This window comes from Thermodesulfovibrio sp. (assembly GCF_049969575.1).
GTDB classification, from domain to species: domain Bacteria; phylum Nitrospirota; class Thermodesulfovibrionia; order Thermodesulfovibrionales; family Thermodesulfovibrionaceae; genus Thermodesulfovibrio; species Thermodesulfovibrio obliviosus.
Map to the genome: position 1 here is coordinate 1 of NZ_JBMFOO010000003.1, position 25,671 is coordinate 25,671.

General features: G+C 34.5%; 26 protein-coding genes. 13 read left to right on the forward strand and 13 right to left on the reverse strand.

Going from position 1 to position 25,671, the window contains the following annotated elements; translation table 11 throughout:
- Window positions 1–136 precede the first annotated feature (136 nt).
- The 8 genes from rpmE to ACP5O9_RS01320 all read left to right on the forward strand — a co-directional run bounded on the left by rpmE (window position 137) and on the right by ACP5O9_RS01320 (window position 7,725).
- Window positions 137–337 (forward strand): 50S ribosomal protein L31, encoded by a 201-nt coding sequence (rpmE, locus tag ACP5O9_RS01285; RefSeq protein WP_353686505.1) that lies wholly within the window; start codon window positions 137–139, stop codon window positions 335–337.
- A gap of 98 nt (window positions 338–435) precedes the next feature.
- Window positions 436–1,317 (forward strand): DUF1385 domain-containing protein, encoded by an 882-nt coding sequence (locus tag ACP5O9_RS01290; protein ID WP_428723299.1) that lies wholly within the window; start codon window positions 436–438, stop codon window positions 1,315–1,317.
- Entirely contained in the window at window positions 1,310–2,371 is a 1,062-nt protein-coding gene (prfA, locus tag ACP5O9_RS01295) for a peptide chain release factor 1 (protein WP_353686507.1), read from the forward strand. Before ACP5O9_RS01290 ends, prfA begins: the two co-directional genes overlap by 8 nt.
- A complete protein-coding gene (prmC, locus tag ACP5O9_RS01300) occupies window positions 2,368–3,219 on the forward strand; it encodes a peptide chain release factor N(5)-glutamine methyltransferase (RefSeq protein ID WP_353686508.1) in 852 nt (283 codons plus the stop codon). The genes prfA and prmC overlap by 4 nt, the downstream gene beginning before the upstream one ends.
- Window positions 3,203–3,709, forward strand: coding sequence for a C39 family peptidase (locus ACP5O9_RS01305; protein WP_353686509.1), 507 nt, complete (start codon window positions 3,203–3,205; stop codon window positions 3,707–3,709). Before prmC ends, ACP5O9_RS01305 begins: the two co-directional genes overlap by 17 nt.
- A gap of 9 nt (window positions 3,710–3,718) precedes the next feature.
- A complete protein-coding gene (gene glgC / locus ACP5O9_RS01310) occupies window positions 3,719–4,954 on the forward strand; it encodes a glucose-1-phosphate adenylyltransferase (protein WP_353686510.1) in 1,236 nt (411 codons plus the stop codon).
- Window positions 4,923–7,091 (forward strand): ABC transporter substrate binding protein, encoded by a 2,169-nt coding sequence (locus ACP5O9_RS01315; protein WP_428723300.1) that lies wholly within the window; start codon window positions 4,923–4,925, stop codon window positions 7,089–7,091. Before glgC ends, ACP5O9_RS01315 begins: the two co-directional genes overlap by 32 nt.
- The gene (locus tag ACP5O9_RS01320; protein WP_353686512.1) at window positions 7,084–7,725 is read left to right on the forward strand and encodes a response regulator; all 642 of its coding nucleotides are present in this window, start codon (window positions 7,084–7,086) and stop codon (window positions 7,723–7,725) included. Before ACP5O9_RS01315 ends, ACP5O9_RS01320 begins: the two co-directional genes overlap by 8 nt.
- Here ACP5O9_RS01320 and ACP5O9_RS01325 read toward each other — a convergent pair.
- The 13 genes from ACP5O9_RS01325 to ACP5O9_RS01385 form a co-directional block, all read right to left on the reverse strand.
- A complete protein-coding gene (locus tag ACP5O9_RS01325; RefSeq protein ID WP_428723301.1) occupies window positions 7,703–8,854 on the reverse strand; it encodes an MFS transporter in 1,152 nt (383 codons plus the stop codon). The two genes, ACP5O9_RS01320 and ACP5O9_RS01325, sit on opposite strands and share 23 nt — an antisense overlap.
- A gap of 65 nt (window positions 8,855–8,919) precedes the next feature.
- Window positions 8,920–9,885: a class II fructose-bisphosphatase gene (gene glpX, locus ACP5O9_RS01330; RefSeq protein ID WP_353686514.1), complete on the reverse strand. Its 966-nt coding sequence runs from the start codon at window positions 9,883–9,885 to the stop codon at window positions 8,920–8,922.
- Window positions 9,886–9,900: 15 nt separating this feature from the next.
- Window positions 9,901–10,062, reverse strand: coding sequence for an FmdB family zinc ribbon protein (locus ACP5O9_RS01335; protein WP_353686515.1), 162 nt, complete (start codon window positions 10,060–10,062; stop codon window positions 9,901–9,903).
- 10 nt (window positions 10,063–10,072) lie between these two features.
- Complete coding sequence (gene radC / locus ACP5O9_RS01340) at window positions 10,073–10,744, reverse strand: RadC family protein (RefSeq protein ID WP_353686516.1); 672 nt, start codon at window positions 10,742–10,744, stop codon at window positions 10,073–10,075.
- Entirely contained in the window at window positions 10,741–12,636 is a 1,896-nt protein-coding gene (metG, locus tag ACP5O9_RS01345; protein WP_353686517.1) for a methionine--tRNA ligase, read from the reverse strand. The genes radC and metG overlap by 4 nt, the downstream gene beginning before the upstream one ends.
- Complete coding sequence (locus tag ACP5O9_RS01350; protein ID WP_428723302.1) at window positions 12,623–13,381, reverse strand: PSP1 domain-containing protein; 759 nt, start codon at window positions 13,379–13,381, stop codon at window positions 12,623–12,625. Before ACP5O9_RS01350 ends, metG begins: the two co-directional genes overlap by 14 nt.
- 11 nt (window positions 13,382–13,392) lie before the next feature.
- Window positions 13,393–14,373 (reverse strand): ATP-binding protein, encoded by a 981-nt coding sequence (locus tag ACP5O9_RS01355; RefSeq protein ID WP_428723303.1) that lies wholly within the window; start codon window positions 14,371–14,373, stop codon window positions 13,393–13,395.
- Window positions 14,374–14,389: 16 nt separating this feature from the next.
- Window positions 14,390–15,010: a dTMP kinase gene (gene tmk / locus ACP5O9_RS01360; protein ID WP_353686520.1), complete on the reverse strand. Its 621-nt coding sequence runs from the start codon at window positions 15,008–15,010 to the stop codon at window positions 14,390–14,392.
- A complete protein-coding gene (locus ACP5O9_RS01365; protein WP_353686521.1) occupies window positions 15,003–15,998 on the reverse strand; it encodes a hypothetical protein in 996 nt (331 codons plus the stop codon). Before ACP5O9_RS01365 ends, tmk begins: the two co-directional genes overlap by 8 nt.
- 2 nt (window positions 15,999–16,000) lie before the next feature.
- A complete protein-coding gene (locus ACP5O9_RS01370) occupies window positions 16,001–16,216 on the reverse strand; it encodes a hypothetical protein (RefSeq protein WP_424905267.1) in 216 nt (71 codons plus the stop codon).
- A 10-nt stretch (window positions 16,217–16,226) separates the two neighbouring features.
- The gene (locus tag ACP5O9_RS01375; RefSeq protein ID WP_082673659.1) at window positions 16,227–16,322 is read right to left on the reverse strand and encodes a 30S ribosomal protein bS22; all 96 of its coding nucleotides are present in this window, start codon (window positions 16,320–16,322) and stop codon (window positions 16,227–16,229) included.
- Entirely contained in the window at window positions 16,306–20,469 is a 4,164-nt protein-coding gene (locus tag ACP5O9_RS01380; RefSeq protein ID WP_353686523.1) for an acyl-CoA dehydratase activase, read from the reverse strand. Before ACP5O9_RS01380 ends, ACP5O9_RS01375 begins: the two co-directional genes overlap by 17 nt.
- The gene (locus ACP5O9_RS01385; protein WP_424905269.1) at window positions 20,459–21,904 is read right to left on the reverse strand and encodes a menaquinone biosynthesis decarboxylase; all 1,446 of its coding nucleotides are present in this window, start codon (window positions 21,902–21,904) and stop codon (window positions 20,459–20,461) included. Before ACP5O9_RS01385 ends, ACP5O9_RS01380 begins: the two co-directional genes overlap by 11 nt.
- 207 nt (window positions 21,905–22,111) lie before the next feature.
- Between ACP5O9_RS01385 and ACP5O9_RS01390 the strand changes: the two genes are divergently transcribed.
- From ACP5O9_RS01390 to ACP5O9_RS01410, 5 genes are all read left to right on the forward strand, one after another.
- Window positions 22,112–23,455 carry a class II fructose-bisphosphate aldolase gene (locus ACP5O9_RS01390; RefSeq protein WP_353686525.1) on the forward strand — a complete coding sequence of 448 codons (1,344 nt, stop codon included), beginning with the start codon at window positions 22,112–22,114 and terminating at the stop codon, window positions 23,453–23,455.
- Between the two features lie 10 nt (window positions 23,456–23,465).
- On the forward strand, window positions 23,466–24,701 hold the full coding sequence (pfp, locus tag ACP5O9_RS01395; protein ID WP_424905270.1) for a diphosphate--fructose-6-phosphate 1-phosphotransferase: 1,236 nt from the start codon (window positions 23,466–23,468) through the stop codon (window positions 24,699–24,701).
- Entirely contained in the window at window positions 24,688–25,146 is a 459-nt protein-coding gene (locus tag ACP5O9_RS01400; RefSeq protein ID WP_353686527.1) for a toprim domain-containing protein, read from the forward strand. The genes pfp and ACP5O9_RS01400 overlap by 14 nt, the downstream gene beginning before the upstream one ends.
- The gene (locus ACP5O9_RS01405) at window positions 25,134–25,472 is read left to right on the forward strand and encodes a YraN family protein (protein ID WP_428723304.1); all 339 of its coding nucleotides are present in this window, start codon (window positions 25,134–25,136) and stop codon (window positions 25,470–25,472) included. The genes ACP5O9_RS01400 and ACP5O9_RS01405 overlap by 13 nt, the downstream gene beginning before the upstream one ends.
- 41 nt (window positions 25,473–25,513) lie before the next feature.
- On the forward strand, window positions 25,514–25,671 hold a 158-nt coding region (locus ACP5O9_RS01410), incomplete at its 3' end, for an LA_3696 family protein (RefSeq protein WP_428723335.1).

Sequence of the window (25,671 nt, forward strand, 5' to 3'; positions counted from 1 at the left end):
TCAAAGACCAAAATTTTTTATAAATTAAAGCACAAATTAATAAAAAAAGTCAATCCCAGGCAGAAAAATTTACAATTGCTTGCCAAAATTTTTTATTTCAGGATAAAATTAAATATTAAACTTGAGGGAGGACAAAATGAAAGAGAAAATTCATCCTGAATACAAAGAGGCAAAGGTTATATGTGCCTGCGGTGAAACTTTTATCACCCGTTCAACAAAACCTTTAATTAAGGTGGATATTTGTTCTAAGTGTCATCCTTTTTACACAGGAAAGCAGAAAATTGTTGACACAGAAGGTAGAGTAGAAAAGTTCATGAAGAAATACAGTAAAAAATAGCTGTAAAAAGTTTTCTCAGGGGGTTAGAATTAAATTTTTATTTTTTCTAACCCCTTTTTGTTTGTCCTTGAATCTTAAAATGTAGGAGAAACTATAAGATGAAAGATACAATAGGTGGACAGGCTGTAATTGAAGGCGTGATGATGAAATCAAAAAAAGCATGGGCTGTGGCTGTAAGAAGTCCAGAGGGTGAAATTGTCATAAAATCAGAAGAATTTAAAAAACAAAGCATTGTGACAAAAATTCCCGTAATAAGAGGTTTTTTTATTCTTCTTGAAACTTTATGGCTTGGCATGAAAGCAATTGATTTTAGCAGTAAAGTCGTATTTAAAGAGGAAAAATCAAGCCCGTGGAGTTTTGCTTTCTCATTATTTCTGGCATTTTTAATTGGAATACTTCTCTTTATTGTTTTACCTTTATATCTAACAAAACTGTCAGCCTATTTTATTGAAATGGTAACTACAAATTCCTTTGTTTTTAATTTGATAGATGGTATTTTGAGAGTTTTAATATTCATAGGCTACATTTTTGCAATAGGCATGTGGAGCCAGATGAGAAAAATTTTTGCCTATCACGGTGCTGAACACAAAACAATAAATGCCTTTGAAGCAGGTGAAGCTCTAACCCCTGAAAATGTAAAGAAATACTCAAGATTGCATGCAAGATGTGGTACAAGTTTTATTCTTATTGTGCTTGTAATAAGCATCATTGTATTTTCAATGATTCCATCTTCATGGAACTTTGTTTTAAAAGCTTTATCAAGAATTATACTTTTACCATTAATTGCTGGAGTATCCTACGAGATATTAAAAATTTCTGCTAAATGGCGTAATAATTTCGTAGGTAAGATTATTATACTGCCCGGATTGATTTTCCAGAAAATAACAACCCATGAGCCAGATAGCTCACAGATAGAGGTTGCTTGTGAAGCTTTAAAAGCTGTTTTAAAATTGAATGCAGGAGGAGGAATAAATGATTGAAAAACTCACAGAAATTGAAAATAAATATGAAAAGATAACTCAAGCACTTTTAGATCCAAAAGTGCTTTCCAATAAAGAAGAATATATGAAATACTCAAAAGAAAGTCAGCAACTGGAAGGGATTGTTACAAAATTTAGAGAGTATAAAAAAATTATTCAACAGATGCAGGAAGCTGAAGAAATAATTAAATCAGGGGATTCAGATTTAAAAGAGCTTGCTGAAGAGGAATTACAAAAACTGAAAAAAATAAAGCCTCAGATTGAACAGGAGCTGAAAATTCTGCTTTTACCAAAGGATCCAAGGGATGAAAAAAATGTAATTCTTGAAATAAGAGCAGGCACAGGTGGTGAAGAAGCAGCACTTTTTGCAGCAGATTTATTTAGAATGTATGCAAAATATGCTGAATCAAAAGGATGGAAGATAGAGATTCTTGACAGTCATCCTACTGGATTGGGAGGTTTTAAGGAAGTAATTGCTTTGATTTCTGGCAAGGGTGCTTTTAGCAAACTGAAATATGAAAGCGGGGTTCACAGAGTTCAAAGGATTCCTGTTACAGAAGCATCTGGTAGAATTCATACATCTACTGCAACAGTAGCTGTGCTTCCTGAAGCAGAAGAAGTTGATATAAAAATTGATGAGAAGGATTTAAGAATAGATACCTTTTGTTCTTCAGGTCCAGGAGGACAATCTGTAAATACAGCCTATTCAGCAGTAAGAATTGTTCACTTGCCAACAGGAATAGTTGTTCAATGCCAGGACGAAAGGTCTCAGATTAAAAACAGAGAAAAAGCTATGAAGGTTTTGAGAGCTCGTCTGCTTGAAATGGAAAGGCAGAAAAAAGAAGCAGAAAGAGCAGCTGAAAGAAAAGAGCAGGTTGGCACAGGTGAAAGAAGTGAAAGAATAAGAACTTATAACTTCCCTCAAAATAGAGTTACTGATCATAGAATAGGACTTACTCTTTACAAACTTGAGCAGGTTTTAAATGGAGAGATTGATGAAATAATTGATGCCCTGATTGCCTACTATCAGGCTGAGAAACTTAAAGAGATGTGAAGGCTCTTGAAAAAATAAAACAGCTTGTTGGCAAATTTTCTATTGATCCGAAAGAAGCACAGCAAATTGTCTGTCATGTTTTAAAAATTGAAAAGGTTCAACTTTATACCAGAAATCCTGAAATAACTTCTGATGAAGAGCAAACTATGAATTTTTTTGTTGAAAGAAGGCTAAAAAGAGAACCCCTCCAGTATATTCTTGGAGAATGCTTTTTTTACAACCTTAAAATAAAGGTAGGACCGGGAGTATTAATTCCAAGGCAGGAAACTGAAATTCTGGTAGATGAAGTGTTGAAGAGTAAAAATTTAATTGCACATACAGGACAGAGAATACTTGATTTATGCACAGGCTCAGGATGTATTGCTTTAGCAATAGGTAAAAATATTCCTGAATTCCAGATTTTTGGCATTGATATTTCAGAAAAAGCAATAAAATACGCAGCAGAAAATAAGGTATTGAACAATGTAAAAAATGTTTTTTTTCTTGTTGGAGATTTATTTAATCCCTTTAAAGAAAAAATTTTTTCCTGTATTACAGCAAATCCCCCTTATGTAAAAACAGGACAAATACATGAATTACAGCCTGAGATTAAAAACTATGAACCTCTGGAAGCATTAAATGGAGGGATAGATGGACTCATTTTTTATAGAAAAATTCTTGATGGCGCTAAAAAATATCTTTTAAAGAATGGATTGATTTTTTTAGAGATAGGAGCAGGACAGGCAGATGAAATCTGTGCTTATGCATTGATGAGAGGTTTTGAGGTAAGCAATGTAGTAAAAGATCTTGCAGGAATTCAAAGAGTTATGATATTAAAAAACAGTAAGGCAGATGAAACTCAAATTTAGAAATATTTTTCTTTTTTTAATGTTGCTAACATCTTTTGCCTCTGCCGAAGAGTATATTATACAATCTGTTCCTTTTTTTCCTTCAGAGGATTTTCAATGCGGTCCTGCATCCTTAGCAATGGTTTTAAATTTTTGGGGAGTAAAAATCACTCCAGAGGAAATTGCAAGGGAAATTTACAGTAAAGATGCTCGTGGAACAGCTGATTTTGACATGATTATGTTTACAGAAAAAAAGGGATTCAAGGCGTTACAATACAGAGGAAACATTGAAGATATAAAAGAAAAGATAAAAGCTCAGAAACCGTTGATAGTCATGACAGATGAAGGATTTTGGTTTTATAAGAAATATCATTACATGGTAGTTGTCGGATTTGATGAATCTACTGTTATAGTAAATTCAGGAGCTGAAAAGCATAAACGAATTGATACTGAAGTTTTTATAAAAAAATGGGGAAAAACAGGATTTTGGACACTTTTAATAGAGAGATAGGGAGGGAGGATGGCAAAAGTTTTAGCAATTATTCTTGCAGGAGGCAAGGGTGAAAGACTTTTTCCCTTAACTTCTTTCAGGTCAAAACCTTCAGTGCCCTTTGGAGCAAGATACAGAATTGTTGATTTTGTCTTAAGCAATCTTGTTAATTCCCAAATTTACTCCATCTATCTTCTTGTTCAGTATAAATCCCAATCACTTATTGAGCATATTAGACAGAACTGGTTTTTTTCATCAGTTGGCAGAGATCACTTTGTAACAGTTGTTCCACCTCAGATGAGAATGGGGCCTGAATGGTTTCAGGGAACAGCTGATGCAGTTTTTCAAAACATTGGATTAATTAAAGAGCACAAGCCTGATATTGTTTTAATTTTTGGTGCTGATCACATTTACAGAATGGATATAAGACAGATGATAAAATTTCATATTGAAAATGATGCTGAGGTTACTGTAGCTGCAAGGCCTATTCCAATAAAACAGGCTTCAGCATTTGGAGTAATTGTGGCAAATTCAAACCAGAAAATCACAGGATTTCAAGAAAAACCGAAGCAACCACAGCCCATGCCTGATAACCCTCAGATGGCTTATGTTTCAATGGGTAATTATATTTTTAACAGTGATATTTTGGTTGATGCTTTAGTGAGGGCTGAAAAGAAAAAACAGCACGATTTTGGTGCTCATGTTATTCCCGAGCTTGTTGAAAGAGGGGCAAGAGTTTATGCATATGATTTTGATAAGAATGAAATCCCTGGCATTAAACCATATGAAGAGCGAGGTTATTGGAGGGATGTAGGAACAATTAGTACTTATTTCGATGCTCATATGGATATGCTTGGAGAAAAACCTGTTTTTGAAATTTACAATAAGATGTGGCCTATTTATCCTTCAAGATATGAAGGGCCACCTGTAAAAATTCTTGATGGACAAATAAGAAATAGCGTTATCGCTGATGGAGCATTAATTTATGGCGGTAAGATAGAAAATTCTTTCATAAGAAGCGGATGCATAATAGAGGAAGGAGCTCAGGTAAAAGATTCTTTAATTATGGATGATGTTGTTGTAAAAAGAAATAGCAGGCTTTACAGGGTTATAGTAGATAAAAAGAATGTGGTTTATGAAGGAGAAGAAATTGGATTTTCACGTGAAAAGGATCGTTTCCGCTGTCATATAGATTCTTCAGGAATCTGTATTATTCCAAGAGCAGCAAGATACAATGATTGGATTAAAGAAATCAGCCGTATTTAGAATAATTTTTATTTTTTTATTTGTTTTTTGCTTATCAGCTCACGCTCAGGATAAAAAAAAGATTTTGCTTCTTAACTCCTATCATCAGGGATTGAGCTGGACAGACAATATAATGATAGGAATTAAAGAATCATTAAAGCCATTAGAAAACAGTATTGATTACTATGTTGAATATATGGATACTAAACGTTTTTATGGAGAAAAATACTTCAACAAAATTTTTGATCTTCTAAAACAAAAATACCATGGGATTAAGTTTGATTTGATAATTGTGTCGGATAATGACGCTCTTTTATTCACTATGAAACATTATAACGAACTGTTTTACGGGGTGCCTGTGGTTTTCTGCGGAATCAATAATTTTAAAGATAGCCTGATAGAAAAATATAGAAAATGGTTTACAGGAGTTGCCGAGGAAACAGATGTTGAAGGAACAATTGATATAGCACTTAAGCTTCATCCAGATACAAAAAGAGTTTATATTATTAATGACATCACAACAACCGGATTAGCGATGAAAAGAACACTTTTTGAGATATTTCCAAAATTCGCAGATAAAGTAAAATTCATTATTCTTGAGAATCCGGATATGAAAGAACTTCAGAAAAAAGTTGAGACAATTCCACCAAAAAGTATCATCCTTCTTTTGCTCGTAAACAGAGACAGAACAGGCAATTTCTTTGCTTATGAAGAAAGCCTTGATTTGCTTTATCCTCATACCAATTCTCCCATATACAGTGTATGGGATTTTTATCTTGGCAGAGGAATTGTAGGTGGTAAATTGACAAGCGCATTTTTGCAGGGCAAAAAAGCAGGGGAGCTGGCTATGCAAATTTTACAAGGTAAAAGCCCTTCTGAAATTCCAGTTATTAAAGAAAGTCCAAATGAATTTATGTTTGACTATAATGAACTTAAAAGATTTCATGTCTCTTTAAATAAGCTTCCAAAAGAAAGCAGAGTCATAAATTTGCCTGAAAGCTTCTGGGTAAAATACCGAAAAACATTGATAAGTATTACCTTAATTTTTATTGGATTGTCCCTCGTAATAGTTGTCCTTTCAATAAACATCTCAAAGAGGAAAAAAGTTGAAAAAGAGTTAAGACTCTCAGAGGAAAAATACAGAGATCTTTACGATAATGCACCAGATATGTATCACTCAGTTGATAAAAATGGAATTATTATTGAATGCAATGAAACAGAGGCAAAAATGCTGGGATACAGAAAAGAAGAGATAATTGGTAAACCTATAACATACTTTATGACAGAAGAATCAAGAAAAGCACAGGAAGAGTTTTTCCCTAACATAGGAAAATACAGTTTTATTCAAGTTGAAAGAGACTTTGTCCGAAAAGATGGCTCAGTTTTCACTGCTGCTTTAAATGTTTATGTAGAGGTGGATGAAAAGGGAAATTTTGTTAAAACAAAAACAATAGGAAGAGATATTACATACAGAAAGAAAATTGAGGAAGAACTCAGGAAATCAAAAGAAGCTCTAAGAAAACTTTCCGTATATTTGCAGAATGTAAGAGAAAAGGAAAGGAAGGAAATTGCCAGAGAAATTCATGATGAAATGGGACAGTCTCTCACTGCGTTAAAACTTTCTTTGTCATGGATTAGAAAAAGGATCGAAGATGAATTTTTACAGGAAAAATTTGATGAAACATTAAGCATAGTAAATGCCTTGATAAAACAGGTTCAGAATATATCAAACAGACTCCGTCCTTCTTTAATTGACCATTTAACCCTGGAAGATGCTATAATGTGGCAGGTCAAGGAATTTGAGAGAAATACTTCAATACCGTGCAGCGTTGAGATTTCAGAAGACAGCGTGAAATTAGCAAGAAACATATCTTTAAATATTTTCAGAATATTCCAGGAAGCACTTACAAATGTGGCAAGACATGCCAATGCAACCCTGGTTAATATTAAAATGTTTCGATCAAATGGCAGTGTTTTGTTAATTATTAAAGACAATGGTATGGGGATACCAGAAGAGAAAATTAAGAGTCCTGAATCATTCGGTTTAATGGCAATGAGAGAAAGGGCTTATTCTATAAATGCAACCTTTGACATACGAAGAATCCCGGAAGGAGGAACTGAAGTAATTCTTTCCGTTCCTTTAAGAGAAAATGAATAAAAAACTGAAAGTTTTAATCGTTGATGACCATACTCTCTTTAGAAAAGGATTAAAGGAAATTCTTCTTGATAATCCTTATATTACAGAATGCAAAGAAGCTAAAACTGGTTACGAAGCCATTGATATTCTTTCAAAAGAAAATTTTGATATAGTATTTCTTGATATAGCAATGCCTGATATGGATGGGATAGAAACCCTAAAAAAAATTAAAAATGAGCATCCTGAAACAAAAATACTTATGCTCAGCATGTATCCTGAAGAGCAGTATGCTATAAGATCGTTAAAATATGGAGCTTCAGGTTATCTCAATAAATCTGCAGAACCAGATGAACTTTTAAATGCAGTTAATAAAATAATAAAAGGCGGTAAATACATTCCACAGGCTTTTTCAGAAAAACTGATTCATTACATTGATAAATCCTGGGAGATTCCACCTCATGAAAAGTTATCAGAAAGGGAATTTCAGGTTTTTCTTATGATAGCAAAAGGCAAAAGTCTCATTGAGATTGCCAGAGAACTTTCCATAAGCATTAAAACTGTAAGCACCTATAGAGCAAGAATTCTTGAAAAACTTGGATGCGAAAACAATGCTGAAATTATAAATTACGCTATCAAGAATGGTCTGATAGCTTAGTGACCACAAAAAAACCACCAAATAGCAGAATGAGCAGAGTTATTATAAAACTTTGCCACCCGAAATTTTTATATACAATTCCTGGCAGATAAGAGCCAACAACACCACCTGAGTAATAAAAAGCTATGTATGCTCCATTTACAAGGCTTTTTTGTGTTGTTACAATTCTATTTAAATAACCAGAAGCTACTGAATGAACGAGAAACATCCCAGAGCAAAAACCAAACATTGCAATAAATATTAGCAACATGTTGGGTAGACTTAATATCAAAAGAAAAAATCCATAGACAGAAAAACCAAATAACATGGTTTTTCTTTCGTTCCCAATGACTCTTATAATTTTTGTTGCGATAAAGGATATGAAAATTCCCGTGATGTAACCTGAATAAATAAGTCCTATAAGCATTTCGCTGGCTTGTTTATTAATGCTTTTTATCCTGAAAGGCAAGAAATTTGTTATCCCCGAGAAAACAAAAAACAAGCAGAAAACAGCGATGTAAATATAAAAAATTTTTTTATTGAAAACAACAAGCTTAAAGTTCTTAAAACTAAGATAATCTTTTTTTTGAATTTTTGGTATCTTAAGCTCTTCCATAAAATAATAAACTATAGGAAGCACAACAAGAAGACTCAATGACATTACTTGAAAACACGCTCTCCACCCAAAATAATTAGCTATAATACTACCGAGAACTCTTCCAAGAAGTCCTCCAATTATTGTAAAAGCAATATAATAGGACATAAAAAATTGAATTTTTTCTTTTACAGATTTTAATGCGATATATGTTGTGTTTGAAGTAAGAATTGCAGAGATTAAAAAACCCTCTATAAACCTGAGGAATATAACCAGATAAACATTTTCTGCCATAGATATTGAAAATACAACAAAAGAGTGTATTGCAGCAGCGAAGATGATCATTTTTCTTGGAGAAAAAAAATTAAGCAAAACTCCTGAGATAACAGGAATTACTGTAAGAGGAATGAAAGTGGCACTCATAATTAGTGATATCGTATCCATTTCAACTTTAAAAGAACTTCCAAGTAGGGGTAAAAGAGGCTGAGGCATGTGCAATGCTGAAATTGTAAGTATGGTTGTATAGATTATGGCAAGAAAATCCTTAATTGGCATGGATGAAATTTTTGAAAAAACTCTCCCTTTTGTTTTTTAAGAGTTTTTACAGTAAAATAGCAAAACTACAATGTTATTCTTACCAGTTTGTCAAAAATATGAATTGTATCAACAAATCTTACAATCTTTTGATAGGATTCTATCACAATTGAGTGAGTTCTTGCGCCTCCACCAAAAAATCTTACTCCATTAAGCAGGTCTCCCTTTGTTACTCCTGTAGCAACAAAAATTATGTCATCACTTGGAACGAGGTCATCAAGAGTGTAAACTTTGTCTTCATCAATGTCCATACCATAGCTTATAGCACGCTTTTTTTCTTCTTCATTTCTCCATCGCATTCTTGCCTGCATTTCTCCACCAAGAGATTTTACAGCTGCCGCTGAAAGCACGCCTTCTGGTGCTCCACCAATGCCCATAAGCGCATGAATACCTGTTCCTTCAACAGTTGCTGCAATAGCTGGTGTTATATCTCCATCTGAGATTAATTTAATTCTTGCACCAGCAGCGCGAATTTCTTTAATAAGATTTTCATGTCTTGGTCTGTCAAGCACAACCACAACAAGGTCATCTATGTCACGTCCTAAAGCTTTTGCAAGGGCTTGAAGGTTTTCTTTTACAGATTTTCTTATATCAACCATTCCCTTTGCTTGTGGTCTTACAACAAGTTTTTCCATATATGTGTCAGGGCAGTGAAGAAGTCCATTTCTTTCTGTTACAGCCATAACAGTAAGAGCATTGGGCATTCCTGTTGCGCAAAGATTTGTTCCTTCAAGAGGATCAACAGCTATGTCCACTTCAGGACCAGTTGCATTTCCAACTTCTTCTCCAATATAAAGCATAGGTGCTTCATCTCTTTCACCTTCTCCTATAACGATTCTACCTTTGATTGGTAAATCATTTAATGCCTTTCTCATTGCTGTTACAGCAGCCTGATCTGCTTCTTTTCTGTCTCCCTTGCCCATCAATCTTGCAGCTTCAATTGCTGCAAGCTCGCAAACTTTTAAAATTGCGGGAGTCAATGAACTATTCATTTTAAATTCCTCCTATTATTTTTTTGAGGTTATTGAATAAAAACTTGATATTATCTTTTTTACTTTCTGAGACTTACACTTTGGGCATCTTACCTTTGTTTTTTCCATTTCGCTTATGCTCATTTTCTTCGTAAAAGTTTCATTGCACTTTTGGCATTGAAACTCATACAAAGGCATAAGCCACCTCCTAAATTAGATTTTTTTCTTTCATGCTAAAGTATCTTCCATTTCCTATAATTACATGGTCTAAAAGGGAAATTTCAAGTATTTCAGAAGCCTTTTTTAATTTTTTTGTAATATCCAGATCTTGCTCAGAAGGAGTAGGGTCTCCGCTTGGATGATTATGAGCAAGAATCACTGCATAGGCTGAATGCTTTACTGCTTCTTTAAAAATCTCTCTTGGATGAATTATTGTTTGCGTTAATATTCCTTCTGAAACTTTAATCTCTTTGATGAGTTTCAACTTTGTATCAAGTAAAAGAGTGATAAAAACTTCTTTTTTTAATCCACTAAGCTTAGGATAAAGATAATTGTAAACTGCATTGGCAGAATTAAAGTTTTTTTCTTTTTCTGCATGGCTTAAAACTCTTCTCCCCAGCTCAAAGGATGCTTTAATCTGAGCAATCTTTGCAATTCCAAGCCCTGCTATATGCTGAAGTTCATTTACTGATGCATCTTCAATTCCTTTTAATCCTCCAAACTTATTTAAAAGCTCAATTGCTGTTTCAACCACTGTTTTTCCATTAATCCCTGTTCTGAGAACAACAGCAAGCAATTGAGCATCTGAGAGGCTTTGAGCACCTTCTTTAATAAGTCTTTCTCTGGGTCTTTCAGCTTCTGGCCATTCCTTAAGCTTCATTTTATTCCCGCACCAGGATTAACCTCTCTGTCAACTGTAAGAATTGATATAGTGCCATCTGAAGCAGTTGCTGCGAGTAGCATACCTTGAGATTCAACTCCCATGAGTTTAACTGGTTTAAGGTTGGACACAACAATAATTGATTTGCCAATTAACTGTTCAGGTGAATAGGATTTTCCAATTCCTGCAACAATTTGTCTTTGCTGTCCAATATCTACAATAAGTTTTATAAGCTTTTCTGATCCCTTTATTCTTTCAGCTTCAATAACCTTTCCTACTTTAAGTTTTATCTTCATAAAATCTTCTATACCTATAAGCTCTTGCATTTTACTGTTGTCTTCCTTGATTTTTTGTTCTGACTCATTATCTTTTTTTGTCTGTATTCTTGGAAAGATTTGTTCAATCTTTTCAGTCTTAACCTCCTTTAACTGAATACTCCAGCTTAACATATTATAATCAATTTTTAAAGATTTTAATCCTAAGGCATTCCAGATTTTCATCGCTGTATCAGGCATAAAAGGATAGAGAAAAACAGTTATGATTCTGATGCTATTCCATATGTTAAAAAGTATAAGAGAGAGTTTTTCAGAATCCTCTTTTGATATTTTCCATGGCTCTGTTTTTGCAATATAGTTGTTTGTAAGGGATATAGCTTCCCATATTTTTTCAAGAACAATATTGAATTTGAACTCATCCCACAGTTTTTCATTGTCAATCTCTGTTATTAATTTTTTAATTTGTATTGTAAAATCATCATCTATCCACATTGGGTTTATCTGACCATTCATGTATTTTTCATTCATCACAAGAAAACGATTGAGGAGATTACCAAGGTCATTGGCAAGATCATTGTTTATTCTTCTTACAATTGCTTCTTCTGAAAAATCTCCATCAAGGCCAAAGGAAACTTCACGGAACAAAAAGTATCTGAGGGTATCTACTCCATATTTTTTTATAATTTCATGGGGATTTACAACATTACCAAGAGATTTTGACATTTTAGCACCCTGCACAGTCCACCATCCATGGGCAAATATATTTCTTGGAAGAGGCATTCCCAAAGCCATGAGCATTGTTGACCAGTAAACTGCATGGGTTATCAAAATGTCTTTCCCAATTAAATGATGATCAGGTGGCCACCACTCAATATTTTTGGGTGCAAGATAATTCAATGCTGAGTAATAATTAACCAGTGCATCAAACCATACATAGGTAGTATAGTTTTCATCAAAGGGAAGAGGAATTCCCCAGCTAAGCCTCTGTCGAGGACGAGATATGCAAAGATCACCAAGAGGTTTATTTTTAAGAAATGAAAGAACCTCATTTTTTCTCGTTTCAGGAAGAATGTATTCAGGATTTTTTTCAATGTAATCAATGAGAGAGTTCTGATATTTGGACATGAGGAAAAAGTAGTTTTCTTCTTCAATGTATTCAACATCTCTTCCGCAGTCAGGGCATTTTCCTTCTATTAAATCTTTGGCTGTCCAGAATCTTTCACAGGGAGTGCAATACATTCCTGAGTATTTTCTTTTTTCAATTTCTCCTTTATCGTAAAGTTTTTGAAGTATTGCACTAACAACTTTTTTGTGTTCTTCATCAGTTGTTCGTATAAAAGCATCATTGCGTATATTTAATTCATTCCATAATGTTTTAAAGTTTTCAACCATTATATCCGCATGTTCCTTTGGAGACCTACCACGCTCACGAGCTGCTTTTTCAACCTTCTGTCCGTGTTCATCTGTTCCTGTAAGAAAAAAAACTTTTTTCCCTTTAAGTCTCATATATCTTGCCAGTATGTCTGCAGCCAGTGTTGTGTAGGCATGTCCAATATGTGGAATATCATTGACATAATAAATTGGTGTTGTAATATAAAATCCCTTATTTTGACTCATCCTTTCCTCCAGAACTTTCATCTATTAATTCTTCTGCCTCTTTTATAATAAAGGACAGTTTTTTAATTTCAGGCTCTTTTTCTTCCTGAGCAATAATTTCTTCATCAACAGTATCCTCTGCTTCATCATAGTATTCGTGTCTTAGACAACATTTCAACCTTCCGCAAACACCTGAAAGCTTGGAAACATTAAGCACAATTTCCTGATCTTTAGCCATTTTTAAAGAAATTGGCTTAAAGAAACTTATAAATGTTTTACAGCATGTCTCAAACCCACAAACTCCAATCCCACCAAGAAATTTTGCTTCATCCCTTACTCCTATCTGCCTCATTTCTATTCTCGTTTTGAATTTTGCTGCAAGGTCTTTAACCAGTTCTCTGAAATCAATCCTACCTTCTGCAGTAAAATAGAAGATAATTCTTTTTCTGTCAAGGGCAGACTCCACCACTAATAGTTTCATCGGTAACTGTCTTTCATTTATTCTTTGAAGACAAAAATTCCATGCTTCTTTCTCTAAAGAAAGATTTTTCTGAAAGGCTTCCATATCTTCCTGAGTTGCCTTTCTCATGACTGGCTTAAAAGAGTTTTCTGTGTCAGAAGAAGTTTTCAAAACATATCCCAAGGTTAATCCAAAATCACCCTCCACAACAACAAAATCACCTTTTTTTAATTCTATACCAAGGTTGTTTAAATAGCGATAAACTTTACCAAAAGGTCTAACTCTTACATGTACTATATTGTTCATCCCTGTATCTCCTATTGTTCTAAGTTAGTTGTTTCTTGCTTTTTTATAGTTATCAAATTCCCAAGAAGATAAGTCATATAATTCCATACAATTGACTTATTTAAATTTAAATCAATGCTTCTTTTTATGTTTTGTATCTCTTCATAAAGATTAAACAATTCCTCTCGAGATGCATTTTCTTTTAGTTTAAAATCTGAGGGTAAAATAGGGCAATATGAAGTTTTAAGAAAAAATTCCAAAAAGCAGTCTCTAAGAAAAATACATAAAAAATCTATCCACCATTTAACATCTTCATTGTCTTTCCACGGTGATTTTTTATTCTTTTCTTTCATGTTTTTTAATGTGCTATTAAACCATTGAATATCTTTTGATACATCCCTTGATATAAAAAGCCCTGGTTTACCCATAATAATTCTGATTAAACTGTCTTCAACATCAGGTAGAATCTTTTTTACTGCTTGAGTTGAAAGAGGTGTAAAATATACTTTAAAACATCTTGAAATCAGAGGTTCTGGTAAAGTATCAATATTTTCGCAGATAAGAATTATTACAGTATTTTCAGGAGGCTCTTCAACTGTTTTAAGAAAGGCATTTGCTGCTGCATGATTCATTTTATGTGCTTCTTTTATGATAACAACTTTATACCTTCCTTCAAGAGGACGGAAAGAAACAAACTCTTCAACCTCTCTTATGCTGGTCACTGTTATTACATCCTTTTCAGCAGTTACGAGTTTAACATCTGGATGCAATCCCTGTTCAATTTTTTTGCATGATGTGCAAATATTGCAGGCATCTTCTTCAGAATTCAAGCAATTCAGAGCTTTGGCATAGTTGATAGCTGTTGAAGTTTTTCCGATATAAGCGTCTCCCAGAAATAATAAAGCACTGGGAATCTTTTTCGTCCTTAATGTGCCCTTGAGTAGTTTTATTGCTTTTTCCTGGGATATGATTTCATTAAAACTCATTTTATTAAATGGTTCAACATATTTCAATATTGTTCAAGATAGTTCAAATAATCAAGGATTTAACTTTTTTATATATTTTTTCAGCTATTACATTTATAGACTCAGTGGCATCCAGAACAAAAAATCTTTCTTTGTTTATTTTTGCAAGTTCAAGATAACCCTCTCTTACTTTCTCATGAAAGGATAAGGTTTCCATCTCAAATCTATCTTTTTTATTTGCTTTCTTATTTCTTCCAAGCCCGATGCTTGCTGAACAGTCAAGCAATACTGTTAAATCTGGTATGAATTGACTGAATAGTTTTTTATTCAATTCTTCAATTAAATCAATTGATATACCTCTTACATATCCCTGATAAACTATGGTTGAATCAGTAAATCTGTCACATATTACAATAAAACCTGCTTCAAGATGTGGCTTTATTTTTTCCTCAATGTGTTGAGCTCTGTCTGCAAAATAAAGAAGAAGTTCACATAATGGAGTTATTTTAATTTCTGAATTAAGAAGAATCTCTCTGATGTATCTTCCAGCTAAGGTATCTCCTGGCTCATAAGTATAAAAAACTTTAAATCCTTCATTCTTCAATGTCTGAGCAAGCAGTCTTCCCTGAGTTGTTTTGCCAGAACCCTCTATGCCTTCAAAGGTTATAAAAATTCCTCTATTCATTTACCAGTTTATTTTTTAATTTTTTAAGAAGTTCACAAACTCTCTCAGAGCTTGAAACATCAAGAGAGCCCATTCCACAGGATGGAGTAATAAGTGAGTTTTTAATAATTAAAGGTAAAATTTTTGATATTTCCTCAGTTTTTCTTACTGCTTTTTCAATTATTTCTTCATCGCTAAAAACATTTAAATCATCTGTTGTTGGAATAAATCCCCAGGCAATATAGCCATTTCTGCTCAGAAATTCTGAAATTTCATCTCTGTAAATTTTGAAAAAATCAAAAAAGAAAAAGGCATCAAAGCTTAAAATATCTATATCAATAGATAAAACCTCTTTCCAGTCAGTTCTTCCACAGCAGTGAATTCCTGCTTTAACATCAAGAGATTTAATAAAAGAAACAATCTCCTTAATTAATCTCATTGCTTCAGACTGCTCAACAGAGATATATGCAGATGTGCCAACTGCCTGAAGTATAGGTTCATCAATAAAAATTATTACATTTTCGGCAAAAGTTTTTAAAAATTCAATCTGCCACCTTACTTTTGCTTTAAGATGCATGAGAGAAAGCTCTCTCAGAGTTTCATCAAAATAAATAAGTTTACCCTCATCATCTTTAAGAGATAAGGTAAATGTAAGGGGTCCTGTAATCTGTCCTTTAAAGATTTTTATTTTTTCATTTTTTATCAATCTCTGCATGCTGTAAAGACCAATTGCAAATTGTTCACTTACAGGAGATAACATTTCATCATTATAGTTACTTAACCATTCAGTGATAAGCTCATCATTTTTTTTAATGTACACTTTGCCTGATTCAAAGGTTACTCCAGGAAATCCTTCAGTAAACTGGGCAATCATCTGTTCATTAACTGAATATTTCGGCATCTGAGGCCAAAATGGGATATCAAAATATTTCAAAATAAGTTCACATGCAAGCCTGACCTCAGTATGAGGCATGCTTCCTATGCCTGTGGTGCTAAATGGTTCAAACATAATTACTCCATTGAGCTGAGTTTTTTTAGAATATCAGGATACTCTTTTTTAAAATCAGGGAAAACCCTCTTTAAAAACATTTTAATTGCCTTGATTTCAACGGCAAGTTCATTGATTTTTTCTAATTTTTTATCAATTTCATCAATTTTTTCTGAAATTACTTTTATCTCAGCTTCTATCAAGGCAATGTTTTCTTTTAAACTCATTAGGTCTTTCATAATTTACCTCTTATTTGTTTCTTCTTTGTGCTCTCATTTTTTTGCGAAGCTTTCTGTATTTATGTTTTTTTATCTTTTTTTTCCTCCACTTAAGAACACTTCCCACTCAATTCACCTCCTTTTTTCATGTTTTTAATTGTTTCCATAAAAGCTTCAAGCCATAGTTCATTAACAGTTGAGTTTGTTCCATCATAGGCAAGAGATATTACAGGGATATTATAATCCTTTTGAATAAATCTCAACAAAGCTGTAACAATGGCGCCTGGCATACATCCAAAGGGCATTGCATTAACAATGCCGCTAACACCTTTTTTAATCAAATCAATGCTTTTGCCAATACTCAAAATACTCTCTCCTTCAAAACTATCAGGAACATAGGGTGATGCAAATTTAAAAATTTCCTTTATGGAGGGCTCATGTAAAAAATTCATTGCTCCTTTAAAACAAGAAGAAAATTTCTTCTCCACCCTCCACTGGAAAAATTTATTAACAAGAATTTTTATAATAGCAGATTTATCCTTTTTTATCAAGGCTTTTCTTAAGGCCATTTTATTTACATAGTGAATCCACTCTTCAATTGGTGTAAGATATACTTCTGCGCCTAAGGCTTCAAGTCTTTTAATTAAATTTTCATTTGAAAAAGGATGACTTCTAACAAATATTTCACCAACAATTCCTATCAGAGGCTTTTTGTCTTTGTATACTGGTATGTTTTTAAACTCCTTTTTTATATTTTTAAGCAAAACTTCTAAATCACCGTTTCTACTTTTTAAAGTTTCATAGATTTTTACCATATAATGTTCATATAATGCTTCAGTTTCTCCAGCATTTTTTTCGTAAGGTCTTGTTTGAAGTAATAATTTATTGAGTAACCCATAGGCAACAACTCCCTGCCATGCTCTGAGAGAAAATTCTCCTCCTGCGATATTTAAATCTTTGTAAAATTGGGCATCCTGCTGGGGTGAATAAATGGGAACGCTCTCAAATCCTAATTTTTTAAGTATTAGCCTGTGAGAAACATTATACTGACCAAATCTGCATGGACCAGCTCCAGAAGGCATGAAAAAGGCTGTCCTTTGAGGATTGAAATCTTTTGAAAAAACGATCTTCAGCATATCACCAAGAGTTACAACATAGGGAAAGCATTCTCCTCCTGATATATATTTTCTTGCAAGCTCAACTGACTGATTGTCAGAAGGAGGCATTACTTCTGCATCAATCCCGCAGTAGTTAAAGGCTGCCTTTAAAGCAAAGGCATGGTCAGACATTCTTGGAATATATATAATTCTTTTTGATAAATCTGAACTTTTAATCAATAGGGGAATGAATTTTTTTTCTGAATCCTTTTTTTCTCTATCTCTTACACTATCTATAAAAGCCTCAAGTCTTGTAACAACTCCAGCGTCAGCACTGTGTTCATCGATCTCAAGTATCAGATAAGGCTTTTTAGCCATTTCTTCTTTGAAATAATTTATTATAAAGGAGTCAGGTCCGCAGGAGAAGTTGGTGATAAATACAGGATATACCTCGTCTGACTTATGAATAAATCTTGAGGCTCTTATAATTTTTTGCCCTGAACGCCAGTATAAGTTGCTCCATTCATCTTTGATGTTTATTCCCTCAAGAGGAAGCATATCCATTGGAATTGGAAGAACATTAAGGCGGGTAAGTTTTCCTGAGATATCAAGACTGACAGCCTGATCAAAGGAATTATATGACCTGCCTAAAATAACTACAGTAGCTTGCTGACCGAGGGATCTATCTTTTGCTGTCTCAAGAAGCTTTAAACCTTCCTTTTGAATTGAAATAACAAACTCTTTCTGCTTATGTTTTGCAGTAGCTATTTTTTCATCAAGGTTTTTTATATTTATAATTCCCTTAAATGCCTGAATCAGTTCCTTTTTGAGATAATCAAAGCCTCTTGAGAAATCTATTCTTGGTATAATAAACTTTGCTTCTCTAAATAGTCTTCTGCTTACATAAGGAATTGTCTGAACAAGAGGACATGCAAGACCTCTTTCATACTCATCATAAAGATTAAGATTTATAAAGCTCGGAAGAAAGATCAAATCAACTCCCTTTTCAATTAAGTCTGCTATGTGTCCATAGGCAACCTTAAGAGGGAAACACGCCTCAGATAAAACCTTTTCAACGCCTTTATTAATAATTTCTTTGTTCGTCTTATCTGAAACCTTTACATTAAAACCGAGCTCCCATAAAAGTGTACTCCAGAAGGGAAGATGGTCATGAAAGAAAAATATGTAAGGTATTCCAATTACAGGTGCCTTTCTATCTCTGTATTGAGCCTCATATTCTTTATGTGCCTTCCATAGTAATTCCTCTCTCAGTTTTACAGGATCTGGAAGTCTTGAAGTAACATCCTGTCTCTCATATTTATCGCATCTTCCACCATAAAAAAGATAGTTTTCTTCACCTTCTATCTTAACCCTGTTTATTTCACAGTAGTTGGGACAGCCTTTGCATTCAAAGGAAGAGATGCTGTAAAGCCTGTCTTTTAAAGAAAAGCCTTTGAATTTGCTTTCTTTGCCGTTTTTCATAAAATCTTTTGCAATCAGGGCTACACCAATTGCGCCCATGACTTCATGATGAGGTGGAATAATTAGCTCCAAAACACTGTCAACTCTCTCTTTTAAGAAATTCTCAAAGGCTGCAACAACTGCTCTGTTAAATGCAACCCCGCCCTGAAAGAATATTCTTTTACCAATAGATTTTCCAGCTACAACTCTGTTTATGTAGTTTTCCGCTATACTGTAACAAAGACCTGCAACAATGTCTTCTTTGCGAGCACCTTTATGTAGATTTATGACAAGGGAGTTTTCCATAAAAACAGTACATCTTTCGCCAAGTTTGCAGGGTGTTTTTGAGCTAAAGGCAAGGCTCTGAAACTCTTCAAGGGTTATACCAAGTTTGTCAGCCTGTTCTTCTATAAATGAGCCTGTTCCTGCTGCACAGGCTTTATTCATCTCAAAATCAACAACTTTGCCATCTTTAAGCTTTATGTATTTTGAATCCTGTCCTCCAATTTCAAAAATCGTGTCAATACTCGGGTCAAAATGAATTGCACCTCTGGCATGGGCTGTTATCTCATTTTTCACCACATCTGCACCGACAAAATCTCCAATCATATAACGACCAGAGCCTGTAACGCCAACGCCTTTTATCTGAATATTCTGAATTTCCCTGTTTATCTCACTCAAGCCTCTTTTTACTGCATCAATTGGTTTTCCTGCTGTGGGAAGATATTTCTTTGTGATAATCCTACCTTCTTCATCTATAAGAACAATGTTTGTGCTTACAGAACCAACATCAATACCGAGATAAGCATGCTGAGGCTTAAGAGGTTGAAAGCTGAAGACTGAAGATTTAAGGCTGGAGGCTGAAAGAGGCGGAAGTCCGTATTCAATCTCTGCTTTGAGCTTACCGAGTTTTTCAATAATTGCCTCATTTAGATAAGCTCCCTCTTTTTGAGCCTTAATCGCGGCACCAATTGCACCTGTCACTTCAAAATGCTCAGGTATGAGTATTTCATTTATGCCCAACACCTTCTTAAATGCTTTTATCATTCCCCTGTTTGCTGCAACTCCACCTTGAAAGGCAACTTCTTTTTCAATGCTTCTGCCCTTAAACATAGTTGCCTTAAAGTTTCTTGCAAGGGCAAAGCAAAGTCCTGCAATTATGTCTTCCAGAGGAGTTGCAATCTGCTGAAGATGAATCATGTCTGATTTTGCAAAGACACTGCAACGACCAGCAATCTTTGATGGTCTTTCAGACTTTGTTGCAAGCTCACTGAACTGTTCTATTGTAAGTCCAAGTCTTTCTGCCTGCTGCTCAAGAAAAGAGCCTGTTCCTGCTGCACATATACTGTTAAGGGAGAAATCCTTTATTCTTCCTTTTTTATCAAGAAAAACAAGCTTTGAATCCTCTCCTCCAATCTCAATAATTGTCCTTACTTGAGGATAAAAAAATGATGTTGCCGTTGCCTGTGATACAATCTCATTTACATAGGGAGCACCAGCATTCTTTGCAATAAATCTTCCCGAGACTCCAGTAAAACATATTTTTAAATCACTGTATCTTGAGGCAATATCCATTAAAATGCGGGATACTATCTCAGCAGGCTTTCCGAAATGTTTCAAATATAGTTTTTCAATAATTCTAAAATCACTGTCAACAACTGCTATCTTGGCTGTCTCACTTCCTACATCAATGCCAAGGGAAAGCTCAGAACCCATACTCATGCCATCTTTTTGTGACAAGCTCTTTTATCTCTTCTGCCTGAGTGATTTCCTCTGGCCAATCTCTCATCATTCCTTCTTCACGGGTTTTACGGGTTGCATCAATTCCCATTTTACCACCAAATCTTGGCATGCTTGATGCATGGTCAAGCTCATCAACAGGTCCCTGAGAGATTATCACATCTCTCTGCCAGTCCACATTGTTAAGGACCTTCCATGCAGTAGTTGATAAATCCTGAACATTGACATCTTCATCCACGACAATTATGAGCTTTGAAAACATCATCTGTCCCATTCCCCATAGCCCGTGAATTATCTTTTTACCATGCCCTGGGTACTGCTTTTTTATTGAAACTATAGCAGCATTATGAAATACTCCTTCCATTGGAAGATTCATGTCTATTATCTCTGGAAATTGTATTCTGAGCAAAGGAAGAAAGATTCTCTCTGTTGCTTTACCCATGTAACAGTCTTCCATTGGAGGCTTTCCAACAACTGTTGCAGGATATATGGGATTTTTTCTATGGGTAATGCAGGTTACGTGAAAAACTGGAAATTTATCCACTGGAGAGTAAAAACCTGTATGATCGCCAAAAGGTCCTTCATCTCTTAATTCATCAGGCTCCACATAACCTTCAAGGACTATCTCAGAATTTGCAGGCACTTCTATATCAGAAGTTACACACTTAACCATCTCAACAGGACTTTGTCTTAAAAATCCAGCAAATACCATTTCATCAATTCCATAGGGAAGAGGTGCTGTTGAAGAATAAATAACCGCAGGATCAGAGCCAATTGCAACAGCAACTGGCATTGTTTTGCCAAGTTCTTTATATTTTCTGAAATGCGTAGCTGCATCTTTATGAATGTGCCAGTGCATGCCTGTTGTTTTTTCATCATACACTTGCATGCGATACATTCCGCAGTTCTGTTTGCCTGTTTCAGGGTCACGGGTAAAAACCATGGGAAAAGTAATAAATCTTCCACCATCCTTGGGCCATGTTTTAAGGATTGGAAGTTTGGTTAAGTCAGGATTATGATTTATAACTTCCTGACATGCTGCTTTGTTTACTCTTTTTGGCAGGTATTTTCTAATCTCAATCAATTCAAAAACTGTTTTTATTTTGTCTTTCAATGTCTTTGGCGGAGTTTGATGGATAAGCTTTTCAATTCTTTTGCCAATATCATCAAGGTTTTCAACCTCAAGAGCAAGACGCATCCTTTCAAATGAGCCAAAAATATTTGTAACAACAGGAATTTCTGATCCCTTCACTTTTTCAAAAAACAAAGCCTTTCCACCACTGGGAGATTTACACATTCTGTCAGTTATCTCAGCAATCTCAAGCACAGGGTCAACCTCTACACTGACTCTGTGAAGTAATCCTTTTTTTTCAAGTAGGTTTAAGAATTCTCTTAAATCGTTATAAGCCATATAAAGTTATTATCCATACTCATGTAAAATTCTGTCAATCATTTGAATGTCAAAAGTAATGTTAATAATTTTGTGTAAATTCATAAATGTTTTCATTTTTTTTGCTTTTATCAAATCAATTAAGACCTTAATAAAAAATTTTACACTATCTGGATTTTATCCTGACAAAATTGAGTATAATATAAAAAATTTTTCAGGAGGTGGAGTATGGGATTTGAAAAATTTACAGAAGCAGTGGAAATTAAAAATGGGAAAGTTACAGTAAAAAATAAAGAATCAATTAAAAATTTAATGGATGAACTCATATTTGATGCAGTTTTTGAAGAATCAGATGATGTAAGAACAAAAAAGTTTTTAATAATTAAAGAAATTGCAAAAGAAATGGGAGCAATACCAGCTTCAATTCAGGCACTTTATGAGGAAATGGGAAGAGAGTTTCCTGGATTTACAGTTCCTGCGATAAATATCAGAGGATTAACATATGATGTAGCAAGAGCAATTTTCAGAAAGGCAAAGGAAAAAAATGTTGGTGCTTTTATATTTGAAATTGCTCGTTCTGAAATTGGTTATACAAAGCAAAGACCTCTTGAATACTCAGCCTGTGTTCTGGCTGCTGCTGTCAGAGAGGGATTTACAGGTCCTGTTTTCATTCAGGGAGACCATTTTCAGATAGTAAGAAGACATTTTGAAAAAGACCCAGAAGCTGAGGTTAATTATGTAAAAGGCTTAATAAAAGAGGCAATTGAAGCAGAGTTTTATAATATAGACATTGACACTTCTACTCTTGTTGACCTGAGTAAAGATACAGTATATGAACAGCAAAGACCTAATTTTGAATATACTGCTCAGCTTGCAGAATATGTCCGCAGTTTTGAACCTGAAGGTATTACTATATCAATAGGAGGGGAAATTGGCGAAATTGGCGGTAAAAATAGCACCCCTGAAGAAGCAAGAGCATATCTTGATGGATTCAGAGATGTTTATAAAGGAAACAAAGGCTTGAGCAAACTGAGTGTGCAGACCGGAACAAAACATGGTGGAGTGGTGCTTCCCGATGGAAGCATTGCACAGGTAAAGATTGATTTTGAAACTTTAAGAGTTCTTTCCGAACTTGTAAGAAAAGAGTATGGTCTCAGCGGATGCGTTCAGCATGGTGCAAGCACTCTTCCAGAGGAAGCCTTTGATAAATTTCCTGAAACAGGAACATCAGAAATACATCTTGCAACAGGATTTCAGAATATAATCTATGATAGTAAAGCTCTACCAGATGATTTCAGGAAAATGATATATGAATATCTAAAAAAAGAGTTTCGCTCTGAATGGAAAGAAGGACAGACAGAGGAACAGTTCATTTACAGCACCCGCAAAAAAGGGTTTGGTCCCTTTAAAAAGGAGTGGTGGAGCCTGCCAGGACAAGTAAAAGAGCCAATAATGCAGGAGCTTGAGAAAAAGTTTGACCTTCTTTTTGAAAAATTAAGAGTAAAGGGCACAGAGGAGCTTGTAAAAAAGATTGTTAAGCCTGTAAAAGTTTCTGTAAAAATAGAGCTTTAGGAGGCATTTTATGGAAACAGTGGGAATCATTGTAGGAGGAGGACCAGCTCCTGGAATAAATGGAACGATAAGTGCTGCAACAATTGAAGCAATAAATCAAGGTAAAAAAGTTGTGGGAATAAAAGGCGGATTTAAACCTCTCTTTGATGGAGATCTTTCCTGTGCTATGCCTCTTACTGTTGATGATGTTTCAAGAATACATACAAAGGGTGGTTCAATTCTTAGAACCTCCCGTGAGCGTACTGAAAAGGTAAGAGAGAAATTTCCGATTTTGATGGAAACATTGAAGAAACTTGGGATTAAATATCTTATAACAATCGGTGGAGATGGAACTCTTTTTATGGCAAATTGGATTGAAAGAGAAGCAAGGGGAGAAATAAATGTAGTTCATGTTCCAAAAACAATAGACAATGACCTTCCACTTCCAGGAGGTGCTTCAACCTTTGGATATGAAACAGCAAGACATTGGGGAGTGGAAATTGTTAAAAACATTATGGAAGATGCAAGAGTGACAGCAAGATGGTATTTTCTTACAATAATGGGAAGATACACAGGACATCTTGCTTTAGGAGTAGGTAAAGCAGCGGGAGCAACTATTACAATAATTCCTGAAGAGTTTCCAGAGGAGAAAATTTCTTTCAAAAAAGTGGCTGATATTCTCACAGGAGCAATAATTAAAAGAATGAGTATGGGAAGAGATCATGGAGTTGCCATACTTGCAGAGGGTTTGTCAGAAAAATTTGATCCTGAAGAACTCAGTGAATATGAACAGCTTGAAAAGGATGAAACAGGCAGAGTGAGACTCAGTGAGATTCAGCTCGGCAGAATTATGAAAAATTTTGTAAAAAAATCTCTTGAAGAACTGGGAATTAAAATAACAATAGTTGATAAAAACATAGGATATGAACTGAGGTCTGCAGACCCTATTCCTTATGATATTGAATACACAAGAAATCTTGGCTATGGTGCTGTAAGATACTTACTAAGAGGTGGCACAGGAGCAATGATAACCTTTGAAGAAGGTCATCTCATGCCAATTCCATTTGTTGAGCTTATGGATTACAGAACAGGTAAAGTAAAAATAAGAAAGGTTGATATTACCTCAGAAAATTATGAGGTAGGAAGAAAATACATGATAAGGCTTGAAAAGGAAGATTTTGAAGGAGACCGTCTCAAGGCACTTGCCAGTGTGGTAAGAATGACAGAGAAGGAGTTCAGGGAAAGATTCTACCATGTCACTTCATAAAAAGCGTATAAAGAACAAAAAAGAATTCATTCCGCTTGATTGGGAAAGAGCAGAAAAAATAAGAGAAGTTCTTCATTATCTCTACGAAATTAACAAGCTTGTTCCAATCATTGTGGAGGGCAAAAAGGATAAGAAAGCTTTAAGAGACATTGGTTTTGATGGTGAAATAATTACACTGCACAGCGGAAAATCCATATATGAGTTTACTGAAACAATAGCTCAAAAATTTGAAAAGATTGTTTTACTTATTGACTGGGATGAAAAGGGTGAAGAACTTTACTGCAAAGTTGGTGAAAATCTTCAGGGAATGTGGGAAGACTTTGCCTCCATTCGTGAACTTTTAAAATTGCTATGTCAGAAAGAGATTACTGAAATAGAAGAAATTCCATCACTTTTTCAAAGAATTGCAGGACATAGCCTTGATGTAAGACAGTGGGACGAATAGACCTTGGCAAAGAGGGAGAGAAACTGGCAGTTGATTACCTTCTGTCCAGAGGATATAAAATCCTTGAAAAAAACTTTCGCACCCCTATTGGCGAGATAGATATTATAGCAAAGCATGGCGAATATATTGTGATCGTAGAGGTTAAGAGAAGAATGTCGGAGAATTTTGGGAATCCTGAGATAGCAGTGAATTACAGAAAGCAGGAAAAACTTAAAAAATTGGCACTTTTTTATCTAAGTAAACTGGGTAAAGAATATCCTGTAAGATTTGATGTTATAGCCATAAAAGACAAACAGATTGAGCACATTGAGAATGCTTTTTATTGAAATGTATTGATTTTTTTATTCTGAGTTTGCTATTTTTAAACATGCCTGTATTAAGTTTGCCAAAATCAGTAAGAGAACGCCTCGGAGAAGATGCAGCAGAGGCATTCATTGAATTTTTAAAAGAGTTTGAAAAAGAAATAAAAGATGACCTTGCCACAAGAAGAGACATTAAAGAGATTGAAGCAAGAATTAGAGAAGT